This is a genomic window from Paenarthrobacter sp. Y-19, assembly GCF_029223985.1.
GTDB classification, from domain to species: Bacteria; Actinomycetota; Actinomycetes; order Actinomycetales; family Micrococcaceae; genus Arthrobacter; species Arthrobacter nicotinovorans.
In genome coordinates, this window is sequence record NZ_CP119414.1 from 2,667,895 (window position 1) to 2,683,897 (window position 16,003).

The 16,003-nt window shown below is 63.8% G+C and carries 11 protein-coding genes; 5 read left to right on the forward strand and 6 right to left on the reverse strand.

Annotated features, from left to right (window positions below; genetic code table 11):
* Position 1 precedes the first annotated feature (1 nt).
* Genes PYR64_RS12475 through nudC form a run of 3 tightly spaced genes read right to left on the reverse strand, consistent with a single transcriptional unit; the run spans position 2 to position 3,740 of the window.
* Positions 2 to 625, reverse strand: coding sequence for a M48 family metallopeptidase (locus PYR64_RS12475; RefSeq protein ID WP_064721665.1), 624 nt, complete (start codon positions 623 to 625; stop codon positions 2 to 4).
* Positions 625 to 2,757 carry an ATP-dependent DNA helicase UvrD2 gene (locus PYR64_RS12480; RefSeq protein ID WP_275775507.1) on the reverse strand — a complete coding sequence of 711 codons (2,133 nt, stop codon included), beginning with the start codon at positions 2,755 to 2,757 and terminating at the stop codon, positions 625 to 627. The genes PYR64_RS12475 and PYR64_RS12480 overlap by 1 nt, the downstream gene beginning before the upstream one ends.
* Positions 2,754 to 3,740 carry an NAD(+) diphosphatase gene (gene nudC, locus PYR64_RS12485; RefSeq protein WP_275775509.1) on the reverse strand — a complete coding sequence of 329 codons (987 nt, stop codon included), beginning with the start codon at positions 3,738 to 3,740 and terminating at the stop codon, positions 2,754 to 2,756. The genes PYR64_RS12480 and nudC overlap by 4 nt, the downstream gene beginning before the upstream one ends.
* A 182-nt stretch (positions 3,741 to 3,922) precedes the next feature.
* Here nudC and PYR64_RS12490 point away from each other — a divergent pair, with 182 nt between their 5' ends.
* Positions 3,923 to 5,134, forward strand: coding sequence for a macrolide 2'-phosphotransferase (locus tag PYR64_RS12490; protein WP_275775510.1), 1,212 nt, complete (start codon positions 3,923 to 3,925; stop codon positions 5,132 to 5,134).
* A 24-nt stretch (positions 5,135 to 5,158) separates the two neighbouring features.
* Here PYR64_RS12490 and PYR64_RS12495 read toward each other — a convergent pair whose 3' ends face one another.
* Genes PYR64_RS12495 through PYR64_RS12505 form a run of 3 tightly spaced genes read right to left on the reverse strand, consistent with a single transcriptional unit; the run spans position 5,159 to position 12,416 of the window.
* On the reverse strand, positions 5,159 to 8,659 hold the full coding sequence (locus PYR64_RS12495) for an ATP-dependent DNA helicase (RefSeq protein WP_275775512.1): 3,501 nt from the start codon (positions 8,657 to 8,659) through the stop codon (positions 5,159 to 5,161).
* Positions 8,656 to 12,003 (reverse strand): ATP-dependent DNA helicase, encoded by a 3,348-nt coding sequence (locus tag PYR64_RS12500; RefSeq protein WP_275775514.1) that lies wholly within the window; start codon positions 12,001 to 12,003, stop codon positions 8,656 to 8,658. Before PYR64_RS12500 ends, PYR64_RS12495 begins: the two co-directional genes overlap by 4 nt.
* A complete protein-coding gene (locus tag PYR64_RS12505; RefSeq protein WP_018776496.1) occupies positions 12,000 to 12,416 on the reverse strand; it encodes an MGMT family protein in 417 nt (138 codons plus the stop codon). Before PYR64_RS12505 ends, PYR64_RS12500 begins: the two co-directional genes overlap by 4 nt.
* Before the next feature lie 66 nt (positions 12,417 to 12,482).
* On the opposite strand from PYR64_RS12505, the gene PYR64_RS12510 reads away from it, so the two are divergent.
* From PYR64_RS12510 to PYR64_RS12525, 4 genes are all read left to right on the forward strand, one after another.
* Positions 12,483 to 13,193, forward strand: coding sequence for a 3'-5' exonuclease (locus PYR64_RS12510; protein WP_026266959.1), 711 nt, complete (start codon positions 12,483 to 12,485; stop codon positions 13,191 to 13,193).
* Between the two features lie 319 nt (positions 13,194 to 13,512).
* Positions 13,513 to 14,463, forward strand: a complete 951-nt coding sequence (locus PYR64_RS12515) for an ABC transporter substrate-binding protein (protein WP_026266960.1) — start codon at positions 13,513 to 13,515, stop codon at positions 14,461 to 14,463.
* Between the two features lie 12 nt (positions 14,464 to 14,475).
* Positions 14,476 to 15,240: an amino acid ABC transporter permease gene (locus PYR64_RS12520; RefSeq protein ID WP_018776499.1), complete on the forward strand. Its 765-nt coding sequence runs from the start codon at positions 14,476 to 14,478 to the stop codon at positions 15,238 to 15,240.
* Positions 15,237 to 15,974 carry an amino acid ABC transporter ATP-binding protein gene (locus PYR64_RS12525; RefSeq protein ID WP_018776500.1) on the forward strand — a complete coding sequence of 246 codons (738 nt, stop codon included), beginning with the start codon at positions 15,237 to 15,239 and terminating at the stop codon, positions 15,972 to 15,974. The genes PYR64_RS12520 and PYR64_RS12525 overlap by 4 nt, the downstream gene beginning before the upstream one ends.
* Positions 15,975 to 16,003 lie beyond the last annotated feature (29 nt).

A 16,003-nucleotide genomic window follows, 5' to 3' on the forward strand; every position in this document is an offset into this window, starting at 1 on the left:
TTTAATCCTCGTCCGAGGCTGTATCGGAGTGGTCTTCGGGGCCGGCTTCTCCGGTGAGCCCCCTCGACGTCGCGAAGGCCACTCCCTCCAGGAAGGCCTTGGCCCGCTGGGTCTCGGGGTAGGCGTCAACCAACGACCAAAAGTGCGCGTTATGCCCTGCGACAAGCAAGTGCGCGAGCTCGTGCACCAGGACGTAATCAATCACCCACTGCGGCATGGGTTGGAGCTTGTTGGACAACCTGATGCTGCCATCAGCGGGCGTCGTCGAACCCCACCGCGAGTTCTGGTTACCGACCCAACGGACCGACGACGGGACAGCACGCCCGCCGAGGTAGGTACGCGAAAGATGCGCGGCGTGCTCAGCAAGTACTTCATCAGTTGCGGGGCGGCGCTTGCTCCTGCCGGACCGCTGCTCGCCTTGCTTCTTAAGTTTGGCGAGCATGCGCCGTACCCATTCACGCTCCTGGGACTTGGTGAAGCTCGCCGGGATAGCGACCACGGCGTTGCCGTCTTCCCAAAATGCTGCGACCGTTCGACGCCGCCTTGTTGACCGGCGCACGACAACCGGAGCTCCGTCGTCGGTCACCTGGGGCAAGTCGCGGTCCCCTGCCCGTGCGCCTGCCATCAGAGAACAGCGCTCTCCGCCAAGACCGCCAGGACAGCTTCGCCATAGCGCTCCAGCTTGGACGGTCCGATGCCGGCGAGGCCCGCCAGCTCTTCCAGGGAGGTCGGTTTGGCCTCGGCGATTGCCGTCAAGGTGGCGTCGGTGAAAACGACGTAGGCAGGGACATCGGCGGATTTTGCCTCGTCTTTGCGCCATTGCCGCAGGGCGTCGAACGTTTGTTCCTCGTAAGAGGGCGGGCATTGGTTGCAGCGTCCCACCTTCCGTTCAGCGCCGGTGGCGAGCATGCTTCCGCACACCCTGCACGACGCCGGTGCGGCAGCTTTCCTGCGCACCGGGCCTGTCTTGCTACGGGCGTTTGCGGACGCCACGGAGTCGGGGCGAAGGCCGTCCAGGAACCTCGATGGTTTACGGTTGGCCCTCCCGCCGGGTGTGCGTGCCGTTGACCATGACAGGTTCAGGTGTTCACGTGCGCGGGTGATGCCCACGTAGAGCAACCGCCGTTCCTCGTCCACGTCTTCGGGCGTATCGGCGAAGGAGATCGGCATCAGGCCTTCGCTGAGGCCCACCAGGAACACTGCGTCCCATTCGAGGCCCTTGGCAGAGTGGAGCGAAGCAAGCGTGACACCCTGGACCGTCGGGGCATGTTGGGCCACGGAACGTTCCTGGAGCTCGTTGACGAACTCAGCCAACGTGAATGACTCACCGCGGCTCACAGCCAACTCGTCAGCCAGGGCGACCAGCGCGGCCAAAGACTCCCAGCGCTCACGGAGGGCTCCCCCGTTATGCGGCGCAGCTTCGGTGTATCCCAGGGACGCTACGATGTCCCGAACGATCTGGCCCAGGGGCTCCTGGGGGCCCTCCGCAACGGCCCGGGTGGCAGCCCGGAGTTGCAGGATGGCATCACGGACTTCCTTTCGGGCGAAGAACCGTTCACCACCCCGAAGCTGGTAACCGATGCCCGCAGATGCCAACGCCTGTTCGTAAGCCTCGGATTGACCGTTGGTACGGAAAAGGATGGCTATCTCGCTGGCTTGGACCCCGGCATCGAGCAGCTCCTGGATCCTGCCTGCGACGACAGCTGCCTCGGCCTCGTCGTCCGGGCACTCCATGAACTTCGGTTCCGGACCGGACGGTCGTTGGGCCACGAGCTTGAGGGGCGGCGCCCATGCGGCATCGGCGACGGGTCCCCCGCTCCGCCGGGATCCGAGAAGATCGTTCGCCAGCTTCACGACCTGGGGTGTGGACCGGTAGTCACGGATGAGCTTGACCACGCTTGCACCAGGGAATTGCGTTTTGAATCCCAACAGGTGCTTGGGAGAGGCTCCTGTGAAGGAATAGATGGTCTGACTGGCGTCTCCGACCACGCACAACTCATCGCGGCCACCAAGCCACAAATCCAGGAGCCGCTGCTGGAGCGGGGAAACATCCTGGTACTCATCCACCACAAAATGCCGGTACTGCTCGCGAACGGTCGCAGCCACCTTGGGATCCTCCTGGAGAATTCCCACTGTAATGAGCAGGACATCTTCGAAATCGATGACGTTACGGTCAGTCTTGATGTCCTCGTATGCTTGGAAAACCCGCGAAACTGCCGTCAGATCGAACCCGCCCGGCGTCCCACGGCCCTGGGCGTTCTCCAGGTAATTGGCGGGCGTCAGCATGGATACCTTTGCCCATTCGATCTCCGCCGCCAGGTCCCTGATGGAAGCGCGGTCCGTACTGAGGCGCAAGCGGCGGGAGGCCTCCGCGATCATGTTGGCCTTGTGGTCCAAGAGATTCGGCAAGGTGCCGCCAATGGCTTGCGGCCAGAAAAACTGCAACTGCCGCAAAGCTGCGGCGTGGAAGGTGCGGGCCTGCACATTGGCCACGCCAAGATCGCGAAGCCTGCTGCGCATTTCGGCAGCGGCCCGCGCGGTGAATGTCACAGCCAGCAGCCGCTGAGGGCTGTAGACCCCTGAGTGGACACCGTAAGCGATGCGGTGGGTGATGGCACGGGTCTTTCCGGTACCAGCTCCGGCCAGCACGCACATGGAACCTGTCAGGGTACTTGCCACTTCACGTTGCTCGTCGTCCAAGCCGCCGAGAATGCGCTCCTCAAGTGAGCCACCGGCGTCGAAAAACACCTCTGTCACGGCTGGAGATCTTCGATGACGCCGCCGTACCAGTGCTCGATCAGGGAACGGGCAATCGAAAGCCGCGTGGAAATCGTGATCTCGCCGCTGAGCACAGCTTCCTGCAGCTCATCCCTGCTGAACCACCGCGCCCGTGTTACCTCCACGCCGTCCGGCCTGGCAACGGCGTCGTCAGTGGTGGCCGTGAACCCCAGCATGAGGGACGCGGGGAAAGGCCAGGACTGCGAGCCAAGGTATTGGCAGGCCGTCACGCGGACACCCACCTCTTCTCCGATTTCCCGCACCACGGCTTGTTCCAGAGATTCGCCCGGCTCCACGAATCCAGCCAGGGTTGAGTAGTTTTTGGCGTCAACAGGGCCGCCGCCACCCAGCAGGAGGCGACCATCTGGTCCCACCACGGTGACAATGATGGCAGGATCGGTGCGCGGGTAATGTTCCGAGTTGTCCTTGGGGCAGCGCCGGACCCAGCCGCCCGCTTCGACTTCCGTGGGGCTGCCGCACTGCGGGCAGTGCGTGTGGGTGGCATGCCAGTTGGAAATCGCACTGGCTTCGATGAACAGTGCAGTGTCCATGGCATCCAAGGTGGCAGCCACATCCCGGAACCCGGCCCACTCGACGTCCGAGGGGATCGTGGCCGTTCCCGCAACCGGGGGCTCGGCGGTTGTGAACAGGAGGACCGGGGTTCCTTCCGGCAACGAGGACGACATCAAAGTGGTACCCAAATAGATGGCGGCGGCACCGGCGTCGGACTCCTTCAGTGCGGTCCACAGGGCGGTGGCGTCGCCGAACCAGAGCCCCTCCGCAGTCACCAGCGCTTTGCGCTGCGAGATGACCATGGCCTTGGCAGTGCCTGAAGCGATGACGTCTTCAACCATGCCGGGTTTCATACGGACGCCCGAACCGCGATCCACCATGGCAGGGCGGACGGGAAGAACAGTGTCCATCAGGTGGTTGGCAAGCGCCGGCGACTCCGTATGACTCATGTATCTACCGTACTGACTCGTACCGACAAAAAACATTTGAAAGGCCCGCCGCTTGTGGAGAGCGGGTGCCGGCACGCAGCCGGGTCGGTCTTTTGGGCCGATCCGCTGTCGATTTGACGCGGATCTGAAGACTCGCCGCGCTGCATCATGGCCATCGGCCGCACTCAATCTACCGTGGAGAGGTGAGAAGAACACCGCTCGAACTGGCCGCTATAGCAACCGCGGCGGTGCCTGGTTTGGCGCCGACGGCTACAGCTTATTCCCCCGACGACAACGCAGACTTCGACTCCGCGTCGTTGTTGGACGCGGAAGGCAAACGCTGGCGGGTCCGTTCGCCGCGCCATCCTGAGGCGAGCACGCGCCTGGAAACCGAATTCATGGTGCTCCGGGCCTTCGCCCCTGCCGTACGGGCCGAACTGCCCTTCCATGTGCCCACCATTGCCGGCACCGTCCGGCAGGGCTCTCTCACTACCTTCGTTTATGCGCACCTTCAGGGATCGGTGCTGTCCATCGAAGAACTCTCGGCCAGCAGCCCGGCATTGGCCAAGGAAATCGGTGCGGCACTGGCTGCTGTCCACGATCTTCCGCTGAGCCTGGTCATCAATGCAGACCTTCCCAGCTATTCGGCCAATGAATTCAGGCAGCGCAAGCTCAACGAACTGGATCAGGCGGCAACAACGGGCAAGATTCCGGCCACGCTCTTGCGCAGGTGGGAGCATGCCCTGGAGGATGTCGCCCTGTGGCGGTTCAACACCTCCGTAGTCCACGGCGATCTCCACGAAGACAACCTGATGGTCCAGGGCGACAACGTCACCGCAGTGACTGGGTGGACTGATCTGCGGATCGGTGACCCTGCCGACGATTTCGCGTGGCTGGTGGCCTCCAACGAAACGTCGTTTGTGGAAGCAGTGCTGGACCACTACACCCAGGCCCGCAGGGAGACCCCGGACGCCCACCTGCTACGCCGCGCTGCCCTGCTGGCAGAGTTCGCACTGGCCCAATATCTGGTCAAGGCCATGGCAGCCGGACATCAAAGCATGACAGCGGAAGCTGAGTCCATGCTGCAGTCCCTCGCCAGCGACATAGAGGACCAGGCACGCCGCGATGAAGAGGCGGAAGCCGCCGAAAGGGAAATTGCGGAGCATCAGGCCGCGATGGCTGCTGCCCACCAACCTGCGGTCAGCGTGGTGGCAATTCCCGACGCCGGTCCAACAGTTTCGGTGGCAGCAATCCCCGCTGCCGAGCCGGCCGCCGAAGGGTCGACTGACTCGCCTGATACGACAGCCTCGGCGGATTCCGCCCGGGCCGGGGACGATGCCTCAAGCGACCATGACGACACGTCCACGGCCGCCATCAGCGTGGTCACGCCACTGCACACGGCGGACCGTTCCTAGGCTTCATTTGTCCTCGCCCGAACCTCACTTGGCTTTCAAGGCCTCGGCAACGATCTGTTCAAGTTCCGCGGCGCTGCCCAGATCATGCGGGCGCACCACTGCGTCTTCGGCCACGTAGTAGAAGGCTGCACTGACTTCCTCCAGGGGCACGTCCTTGAGCCGCGCCCACGCCAGCCGGTACACGGCCAGCTGCACCGCGCGCGTTGCCAGTTGTCTTCCTGCCGGACGTCGTCCGGTTTTCCAGTCAATCAACTGCCACCGGCCATCGGCGTCACGGAACACGGCATCGATCCTGCCGCGGACGACCACGTCACCGATACGGGTTTCCACGGGCACCTCCACGAAGGCCGGAGCACGCTGCGCCCACTCGGACTGCTTGAACGCAGCCACCATGTCATCCAGCCCATAGGCCTCATCAATGTGCGAGTCCGAGCCGGGTGCCTCGTCGAGGTCCAGCATTCCTGTCGTCCCGAAGTACTCCTCCACCCAGGCATGGAACGCTGTACCCTTGCGCGCCGAGATTCCCGGTTCCCGGGGAACAGGCCTGCGGAGCTGGGACAGTACGGCCGCAGGGTTGTCGCCGAGGTCCACGAATAGTGACGCGGAGATATGGCTGGGCAGATGGATGTCGTGGATTGCCTTCCGTCGCCTTTGCCGGTCCAGCAAGAGCTCAGCTTCCTGCGACCACTTTCCGGCCGCACCGCCCAAGGGGGGCGAGGAATGTTCGATGTCGGGATTTTCCATGTATGCCCGCACCATTGCTGCGGCCCGGTCCATGGCCTCCCGACGGCCAGGCGCCAGCCTGAGGCGGGCTCCGGTCCTCGGGTCGGACGGTCCTTCAAGAGGATCGTAGGGAAATTGAGCTATCTCCAGCGAAGTCGTCAAAGGGCTGGTGTCGGGCAAGGCTTCTTCTGACACGGAATCAGGGTGGACGTCGGCCTGCGCGGCAATGCCACAACGTCCGTCACCTTCCTGCCCCAGCCCGGCAAGCGGCGCCAGCTCCGAAAGGAAGGCGGACATCCCGGCTATCCCCGAGCGCGAACCATTCCACGCTGCGCTGGAGGCCCATAGGACGAACTTTGCCCGCGTGTAAGCAACGTAGGCAAGGCGGCGTTCCTCAGCTTCACCATGGTGTTGGACTTCCGATTTGAAGTCCTTCTCTGCATCCAGCCAGCCCTTCTGGTCGGACTGGTCAAGGTCCCACTGAGGAAGGTCGGCGCGATCTCCGCGCAGGGGCCACGGCAATGCCGCGGCGCCGGTGCTCCACCGGGAGTCCCTGTTGCTGGGGAACGAACCTGCGTTGAGGCCGGGTACGAAGACCACGTCCCATTCCAGGCCCTTGGAGGCGTGGACGGTCAGCAACTGCACGGCTTCGCGGTTGGTCTCCGGCGGTGCGACGTCCAGGCCGCCTTCCTCGGAGGCGGCTGCCTCCAGCCAGGACAGGAAGGCCAGAAGGTCGATCCGCTGCGAGGTCTGGAGGAAGTTCGCCGCGGCGTCCTGGAAGGCATCCAGGTTTCGTCGCGCCTGATGAATGCTGACCCCCGGCTTGGCGGCAACTTCGATGTCGAGGAGCATGGCCCGCTCCACCTCGCCCAGCAGCGTGGTGAGGTCATCGCCGATGAAACTCCTCAGGGAGCGCAGTTCCGCGGCAAGGGTGTTCAGGCGATCCAAGGCCGCACCGCTCAAGCTCCTTCCATGGCCGGAAGTCCACCCCGGCTTGGGCAGGTAGTCAAGAGCCTCCACCAGGCTGGCGGCGTCGGTGATATCGCTTTCCACCACGACGGCCGATGCTTCCTCGTCAGTTTCGCTCGCTTCACCTTGTGCGTCCGGGGCGGACCGACGCCGGGCGAGGAACTTGGACCAGTCGCTGAAAGCCATCAGGTCCGCCGGACCAATCCGCCAGCGTGCCCCGGCAAGCAACCTCATCAGGGCATCAGAACGTCCTGGATCAGCCAGGACGCGCAGGGTAGCCACAACATCTACGACCTCCGGGGTGTCCAGCAGTCCGCCCAAGCCGACGATCTCGTAAGCGATTCCCTGCAGTTCGAACTCGCGGCGGAGGCACTCCATCTGGGCGCGCCGGCGGCACAAAACCGCCATGGTCGGTTTCGTCGGTGTACCGTCGGCCTCTTCTTCGAACACAGTCCGCTGGTAACGCCGGACGTCGCGGACGATCGCGGCAGCCTCGTCCTCATCAGTTCCGAACCGCCCGATGACCACGCTGCCGTCAACAGCGGCAGGACTGGGTACCAGCGGCGGGACGGAAACGGCCCCGGAGTCCGTTTTCTCCCCCGCCGCTGCGCCGGCGCCCGCAGCCTTGTTCAAGGGCGCGGCGATGGCATTGGCTGCCTGCAGGATGTTCCTTCCGTTCCGCCAGGCAGTGGTCAGGTAGGACGTAGGTGCCACGGAGTACGACGTCGAGTCTTCCCCGGCCGCCTTGTGCACGACCGGGAACTCCTGCACGAAATGGAAGAGCTGACCGGCCGAAGCGCCCCGGAATCCGTAGATGGACTGGTTGGGATCACCGACAGCGGTGACGGCGTGGCCCTGGCCGAAGAGCCGCGAAAACAGAACCAACTGGGCGTGCGAGGTGTCCTGGAACTCGTCCAGGAGAACCACCTTGTACCGCGCGCGTTCCGTGGCAGCTGCCAAAGGGATGTCCCGCGCAATCCGGGCAGCCAGAGCCACCAGGTCCCCGAAGTCCAGGACCCCGCGCTGGCGCTTGGCTTCCTGGTATCGGACCACCATGTCAGCCACGCTGGCCCGGGTCCGGAGCATCGCCGCCAGTTCCCCGGCGGCCTGTGTCGGGTTCTTCTTAGCTCCGGCCACGTAGGGAAGCTGTTCGAATCCCTGCACCCGTTCGAGCACCCATTCACGCACCATGGCCGGGTCCTGGAGATGCTCGGCGCATTCACCTGCCAACTGGATGACACCGTTGACCAACGTCGACTTTGCGGCTGTGAAGTGCTCATAGTCGCCGTCGTAGGCCTCTACGACTTCGCTGGCCAACTGCCAGGACTGCGCGCCACCCAGCAGGACGACATCACGCTCTATCCCCAACCGCAGGCCGTAGTCGGACACAATTGCGCTGGCGTACGAATGGTAAGTGGAAACCCTGGGCTCCAGATCATCAGCGCCGAGCAGGTCCGCCGGGAATCCGATGGTGCCATCGTCTTCGGCGGCCACCCGCTGGAGTGTGGCCAGCTTGCTCCTGATTCGACTGGCCAGTTCTCCAGCAGCCTTGCGGGTGAACGTCACGCCCAGGACCTCTTCCGGGCGGACCCAGCCGTTGGCGACAAGCCACACCACACGGTCGGCCATGGTGGCGGTCTTTCCGGAACCCGCTCCGGCAATGACCAGACGCGGCGTCAGTGCGGAAGAAATGATGTCCGACTGTTCGGACGTGGGGTGGTTCTTCTCGCCCAGGATGTCCGCCAGCTGCGACGGCGTAAAACGGGGCTCCGGGGTACCCGCGCCGCCATCGAATGTGGAGGCCCCCACACCGTCCAGGAGTTCAGTGCTCATTCGGTAACCTGCTTTCCTCGCGCGCACAGTGGGCAAATGTCCGGAAGGCGGCAACCATGTCCGCCATGACTGCTTTTGCCTGGATCATGCCGTGCTTCAAACGTTGCGCCGGCCATCAACGCTGCGGCCTCATTGACCAAGGCCTCAGCCCAGTTGTCACCGGACTCCAGGGGGTCCTGCTGCTGAACGGCCGGACTCTTGGTCTTGGTACCGAGTTGGGCCAGCACAGCGCCCCCGGGCATGGAAGGTTTCGTCGTTTCTGCGGGGAGCCCGGGGCCAGGTTCTTCTCCGGACGGCGCGGCGTCCTGGAACGCACCCTTCAAAACTGCCGCCTGGTAAGCGCCCAACTGCGGATGGTTGGCGACTTCTGCCTTGCCCGGCTGGCGCTTTCCGGTTTTGAGGTCGACGACGACCAGCCGCCCCTCGGCATCAAGCTCCAACCGGTCCACCTGACCGCGGAGCACGGCATGACGTTGGAGGCCTTCGGGGTCCAGGTCCCCGGCGGGTACCGCATCAAGCCTGACGTCAGGAAGCTGGACTTCAAAGTCGTGCTCGACCGCAAGAAGGCTCCTGCCTTCGCTTCGCATAATGAGGACATACTGGGCCAGTTTCCGGACCATGAGCTCAGCCCGCTGGAAGTCCAGCCGCCCCTCCCAGTTGTCCTTCATCCCCAATGTAGGCCAACGGCGGACGAGTTCGGCCACGTACTCTCCGCCCGAAGCCTCGGGCAGGTCCTGGGCAATGCTGTGGACAAGGGTGCCCAGGCTGCGTGCGAAATCGGTGGCCGCCTCTCCTCCGGCGGCCTGGACAAACCAGTCCAGCGGGGATTTGTGGACCGCTTCCACTTTGGACGGTGAAACGGAGACTGTGCCGCCCGGGGGTACAACCGGGTCCATGGAACTCAGGGGCGCCAGGCCCCACCAGGTGTCCGGATCCGCGCCAGGAACCGGGGGCTCCGAGCTGGCAAGCCTGGCCAGTATCCGGGCGGCCTCCTGCGCAGCCGCCGGCTCCTGGCCTGAGGACTCGTCCAGTTGGACGTGCTGCCGGAGTTCCGCCACGAGGGCCCGCAAAGTCATGGGACGGTCCACGGGGGTGTAACTGCGTTTGTATTCCCCTTGGCCCAAGGGAGCCACATAGTCCAGGAATGCGGACGGTTGCTCATCCTCAGAGGAGACAGCCGTGCAGATCAGGACCTCACGTGCACGTGAGATGGCGGTGGAGAAGCTTCGCAGTTCGTCGTACCGGATATCCCGGAGCCGGCTGAGCGGTCCCCGGCCCAGGGCGTAATCCACCCCGTGCTCCACGGCATCGGCATACACCGTGCTGCCCAGGAGTTCGCCGCGCAAGCGGGTATTTGGCCAGACACCTTCCTGGAGGCCGGCGACAATCACCACCGGCCACTCCCGCCCGGCAGCACTGGCGGGGGTCATGATTTCCACGCAGTCTTCAAGTTGTGCGCGTGCTGCCAGCGTGTCCATTGGCAGCTCCTGGTTCAGCAAATAGTCAAGGAATTGCTCCGGCCCTGAGCCAGGAAGCTGGTCCACGAAACGTTCGGCAGTGTGGAAGAGCGCCATCATCGCGTCAAGGTCCCGATCGGCACGGGCCCCGGCGGCACCGCCTTCCAAGGCTGCTTCGGCCCACCGTGCGGACAAGCCCGTGGCTTGCCACAACGCCCAGAGAACTGATTCGGCGTTGGCTCCGGGTTCGGCGACGGCTGCAACACCGGCCGAGATTGTCCGAGCGAGTCGTCGGGCAGCACTGCCTTCGATACCCAGCGATGCCAACGCACCCGGTTCAAGCAGGGCCTCCACCAGCAGCGCGTCGCTGGACCGGCCGCCACCTCCAAGAAGTTCCTCACGCCGCAGTGACTGACGGAGTCTTCGCAGTTCAATGGCCGTAGCCCCGCCGATGCGGGAGGTCAGGAGTGATACAGCGGTCTCGGGGGTCAGCTTGACCGGGTCCAACACAACGGCAAATGCTTCAAGAAGGGGACGCACTGCGACTTCGTCGCGAACAGCAGAGTCTGCCACCGGAACCCGCACCGGAATGCCTTGTCCACCCAAGTAGCGCTGCAACTGTGAGATTTGCCCGCCATTGCGGACAATCACCGCGATGTCGCTGAATTCGCGGCCATCCCGCAGCTGCGCTTCAAGAATTCTTTGGGTGACGTAACGCAGCTCGTGAACGGCGGAGGGCAGCACGTGGCCTTCCACCCTGCCCTCGGGGAAAAGTGCCGTATTTTCAGCCCCGGCGTGCGGGGGCTGTTCCATCTGCCTCGCCAACTGACCGCCGGAACGCTGCGAAATACGGGCCGCTACGCGGGACCAGGCCTCAGCCACCGCAGGAGCGTGGCGGTGCGTCATGGACAGGGGCCGTTCCAGGACGGCCCGCTCCGGACCGCCCAGGAGCGCCGGCAGCTCCGCTACGAGATCCGGCCGTGCGCCACGGAAACCCTGCACCACGGTATCCGGGGAGTAGGTCACCACCGCGTCCTTACCCTCCGCAACATCAGCCAGGAGTTCGAACACCGCGGGGTTGGATTCCTGGGCGTCGTCCACCAGGAACAACTGAAGGCGCCGCCGCTCTTCAGCCAGGAAGTCCGGGGAGTCCTGGAATATCTGCCGGGCAGTGGTAATGATCCCGGCGGGGTCGAAGGCCTCCGGCATACGGAGATCGAGGATGTCCCTGTATTCGCTGTAGAGTTCTGCGGCGGCCATCCAGTCGGGCCTTCCGCACTCGTAGGCCAGGCCAACCAGATCGTCAGCTGTACGTCCGGACTCGATGATCCGATCGAACAACTGGCGGATTTCATGGCGGAAGCCCCGGGTGGGCAGCGCCGCGGCCAGGTCATCCGGCCAGGGCAACTGGAAGCCCGGACGCGAGTGGCCCTCCAGAAGCTCCTTGATGATGAGATCCTGCTCCGGGCCGGAGAGGAGTTTGGGCGGCCGCGCCAGCGGCAGGACACCTTCAGCTTTGGCGCGCCGGATGATATCGAAAGCATAGGACGCCCAGGTGCGGGCCGGCGTCGTACTGAGGCTGCGGTCCAGCCGACCCGTAAAGGTGTCGCGCAGGGCAGCGGCCGCATGGCGGCCCGGGGCAAGGATGAGGATCTCTTCGGGGTCCAGCCCGTCCTCGTGGACACGGCGGACAGCTGACTCCACGAGCACGGTGGATTTGCCGGTTCCAGGACCGCCGGGCACGAGGATCGGCCCGCTCCCCTGTGGAAGGGAGACCACAGCGAGCTGGTCGGGAGACAAGGCAGGGGCCGCGTAATGGGTTTGCCGCGGCGGCAGCAGCCGGAGGGCTGCGGATGCTGGGCGGGGTTTGGCAGGAGTCGCGGTCACACAGTCATTTCATCATCGGGTACCGACAATATATGGAGTCGACGCTCCAACTGGTCGGAGATCACATCAAGTTGGTCAAAATCCCCGTCCGTGGGCGCCCATCGGGCCGCCGCGAGATCGACGCGCCACCTGCCTTCGCCGGTCAGCAGGAACGCCCGGTACGCACCGTGCAGCGGAGTGGATTCTTCCAGATAGTGCCGGAGAGCGTCGGCTTCGTGGCCGGGAGGCGCTTCTCCGCTTGCCCGCAGCACCCGCCACCAGGCCACGGCGCTGCCGTAGTGGCTCATAACAGCACCAACCTGCCGCGGCCCACCCGAACCGAGGAGCTCGGCAACGTCGCCGTAGGACACCGCCGAAGCAGGCGGAACGAGGTCCACGACGGCCAGGACCGCCGTTACGTACTCCATCCGCATGTGTTCAGCCTAACGGCAGGAGTGTCCTACCCAGTAGTGTCGGTGCCAGCCGGTACCGTGAAAACCATGAGCTCCTGGAACACCCTCTCCCGCGCCGCATTCGACCTCGAGACCACTGGGAAGAACTCCCGTTCCGCACGGATCGTCACCGCTTCCATTACCGTGGTGGACGACCACGGGGAACTCATCGCGGAACACGAATGGCTGGCGGATCCGGGCGTGGAGATCCCCGCTGAAGCCAGCGAAGTGCACGGCATCACCACGGAGAAGGCAAGGGCGGAAGGGCGGCCGGCGGCGGAGGTCACGCGCGAGGTCGCCGGGGTACTCCAGGAACTGTTCGACGCCGGAACTCCGGTTATCGCTTTCAACGCCAGTTACGACTTCACCGTCTTGGCGGCCGAATCCGCCCGCTACGGCGTTCCCCAGCTGAGCCGCTTCCCTGTGCTCGATCCCTATGTGATGAACAAGCAGGTTGACCGGTACCGCAAGGGCAAGCGCACACTGACCGCCCTGTGCGAGGAGTACGGTGTTGATCTGACCAACGCACATACTTCTGCCGCCGACGCCCTCGCCACGCTCCGGGTGCTGGATGCCATGGCCGGCAAGTTTCCCAAACTCCAGATGCCGGCCTCCAAGCTGCACCAGCTGCAAGTAGACTGGGCCGCATCCCAGGCCGCGGATTTCCAGCAGTACCTGCGCCGCAGCAAGCCCACTGCCGTCATTGAGGGTGAGTGGCCAGTGCTTCCTCCGGTGGACGCCAGCCGCGGCGGTTTCTAGCCCCCGGCCCCGGTAAAGGCTTTCTGCGACGCATGTCACACGTTTTTCGGGAACCCCCGGGTGCCCCGTAGTTCAGGCGTGAATTCCACCCGCGGAGCCATAACCGGAACAGTCAGCTTGCTATTCAGCTCCAACGGGAACGATCTTCGGGAAAATCGAGGGTGAGCAACCATTTCTTCGATTCACGGCGCCCTTGTGGGCTGGTGACATAATTAAGTTTGGCGGGTTGAAGTCTGCTAGGACAGCCAACCTTTGTATTGCTGCCGTTTCCCCGCCCACCGCGAAACGTCTCCGTGACCCGATGAAAGTGATTTTCTTCATGAAATTCAAAGCCCCTAAGTGGCTGTCTGTTGCCCCCGTGGCCGCAGCCCTGGTGATTTCCCTGGCAGCATGCGGCGGAGGAAGCTCCGAGCCCAGCGGAACTGCCACTGACGCCCTCGCCGGCAGCGACCAGAAGTCGCTGGACAGCTTCACTACCGCCGACGTTACTCCCCTGGACAAGATCGACAAGTCCAAGCTCGGCCTCATCACCGACGGCACCATCCGCGTAGGCACCCTGTCCGACGCCCCGCCGAACATCTTCATCGATCCTTCCGGCAAGTTCACCGGTTACGACAACGAGCTCCTGCGCGCCATCGGCGACAAGCTTGGACTCAAGGTCGAGTTCGCTTCCACCGATTTCTCCGCTTTGCTGTCCCAGGTGGGCAACAAGCAGTTCGACGTCGGATCCTCCTCGATCTCGACCACTGACGCCCGCCGCAAGACTGTTGGCTTCACCAACGGTTACGACTTCGGCTACATGGCCGTTGTGACCAAGAGCGACTCCAAGATCACCGGCTTCGGCGACATCAAGGAAGGCCTCCGCATCGGCGTTGTCCAGGGCACGGTCCAGGACGACTACATGACGAACACCCTCAAGATCGAGCCGGTACGTTTCCCTGACTACAACACCGTCTACGGCAACGTGAAGAACGGCCAGATCGACGCATGGGTTGCCCCGTCGCAGCAGGCCGAAGGCCAGGTCAAGGAAGGCGACAACACCAAGATCGCCGAGAAGGTTGTCAACACCCAGAACTTCACTGCCTACGCCGTGAACAAGGACAACAAGCCGCTCATCGACGCCTTGAACTCCGGCCTGGATGCTGTCATTGCTGACGGCACCTGGGCAAAGCTCACGGCCGAGTGGTACAAGGACCGTCCGACTGCCGCAGAGCAGACCCCCCAGGGCTGGAAGCCGGGCAGCAAGGCCGTCCAGCTCCCGGCCAAGTAACCAAGGCGTTCCATGGATATCCTCAATCAATTAGCCGATACCTTCTTTGACTGGGAGGCGATGGGCCAAGTCATTCCCAAGATGTTCGCCGTTGGCCTGCCCAACACGATCGTCCTGGCTGTCGTCTCGGGCATCATTGGCACCGCCCTCGGGATGCTGCTTGCCCTGATGGGGATTTCCCGGAACGCGGCAGCACGGTGGGTAGCCCGCATTTACACGGACATTCTCCGCGGGCTCCCGCCAGTGCTGACCATCCTGGTGATTGGCTTCGGTTTCGGTCCGATCATTCGCGAACTCACCGGATCCACCAGCCCGTACCCCATGGCCATCGCGGCGTTGTCGCTGATGTCCGGCGCGTACATCGGCGAGATCTTCCGTTCCGGTATCCAGAGCGTTGACAAGGGCCAGCTCGAGGCCACGCGGGCGCTCGGCTTCAGCTACGGCTCCTCCATGCGCCTGGTAGTGGTGCCGCAAGGTATCCGCCGCGTCCTTCCGGCCCTGGTCAACCAGTTCATTGCGTTGATCAAGGAATCGTCCTTGGTCTTCATGCTTGGCCTGCTGGCGACCGAGCGGGAAATCTTCCAGATCGGCAAGGATGCCGCAGCCAACAGCGGCAACCTGTCACCGTACGTTGCAGCAGCGATCTTCTATCTGGCACTAACGATCCCGCTCACGCACTTCGTGAACTGGATCGATGCCCGCATGCGCGCCGGCCGCCCGGAGAAGAAGGAACCGGATGAGGCAGCCGCAGTGGTTGGAAAAGGAGCACAGGCATGAGTGAATTCGCTTCAGGGACGCTGACCGCGAAGAACATCCATTTGTCGTTCGGCAGCAACCATGTGCTGCGCGGTATCGACCTCCATGTTGAGAAGGGCACCACGGCCTCGGTCATCGGACCTTCCGGTTCGGGTAAGTCGACACTGCTCCGTGTCATGAACCGGCTGATCGAGCCGGACCAAGGCGACATCCTTCTGGATGGCCGTTCGGTGCTGAAGGACAATCCCGACGAGCTTCGCCGCCGCATCGGCATGGTCTTCCAGCAGTTCAACCTGTTCCCGCACAAAACAGTGGCCGAGAACATTTCCCTGGCCCTGCGGAAACTCCGCGGCATGTCCAAGGAGCAGGCCCGCGATGAAGCCCTGGCCCAGCTCGACCTTGTGGGCTTGAAGCACAAGGCCGATTCACGTCCTGCCAACCTCTCCGGAGGTCAGCAGCAACGTGTTGCCATTGCCCGTGCACTGGCCATGAAGCCAGAGGTCATGTTCTTTGATGAGGCCACGTCCGCTCTTGACCCGGAACTGGTGAAGGGCGTCCTCGCCCTCATGACCGACCTGGCCAAGGGAGGCATGACCATGGTGGTGGTAACCCACGAAATGGGCTTCTCCCGCAACGTCTCCGACATCGTGACCTTCATGGACGCCGGCGTGGTGGTGGAGTCCGGTCCCCCTGAGCAACTGTTCACCAACCCGCAGACGGAACGCCTCCAAGGCTTCCTTTCGGACGTTCTCTGACCCCGGAAGTACTCAAGCCGAACTGCAGA

Coding starts and splice junctions, on each gene's coding strand:
- nudC (WP_275775509.1), bottom strand. CDS start 3,740: ATGAGTCATACGGAGTCGCCGGCGCTTGCCAACCACCTGATGGACACT.
- PYR64_RS12475 (WP_064721665.1), bottom strand. CDS start 625: ATGGCAGGCGCACGGGCAGGGGACCGCGACTTGCCCCAGGTGACCGAC.
- PYR64_RS12520 (WP_018776499.1), top strand. CDS start 14,476: ATGGATATCCTCAATCAATTAGCCGATACCTTCTTTGACTGGGAGGCG.
- PYR64_RS12515 (WP_026266960.1), top strand. CDS start 13,513: ATGAAATTCAAAGCCCCTAAGTGGCTGTCTGTTGCCCCCGTGGCCGCA.
- PYR64_RS12510 (WP_026266959.1), top strand. CDS start 12,483: ATGAGCTCCTGGAACACCCTCTCCCGCGCCGCATTCGACCTCGAGACC.
- PYR64_RS12505 (WP_018776496.1), bottom strand. CDS start 12,416: ATGCGGATGGAGTACGTAACGGCGGTCCTGGCCGTCGTGGACCTCGTT.
- PYR64_RS12495 (WP_275775512.1), bottom strand. CDS start 8,659: ATGAGCACTGAACTCCTGGACGGTGTGGGGGCCTCCACATTCGATGGC.
- PYR64_RS12525 (WP_018776500.1), top strand. CDS start 15,237: ATGAGTGAATTCGCTTCAGGGACGCTGACCGCGAAGAACATCCATTTG.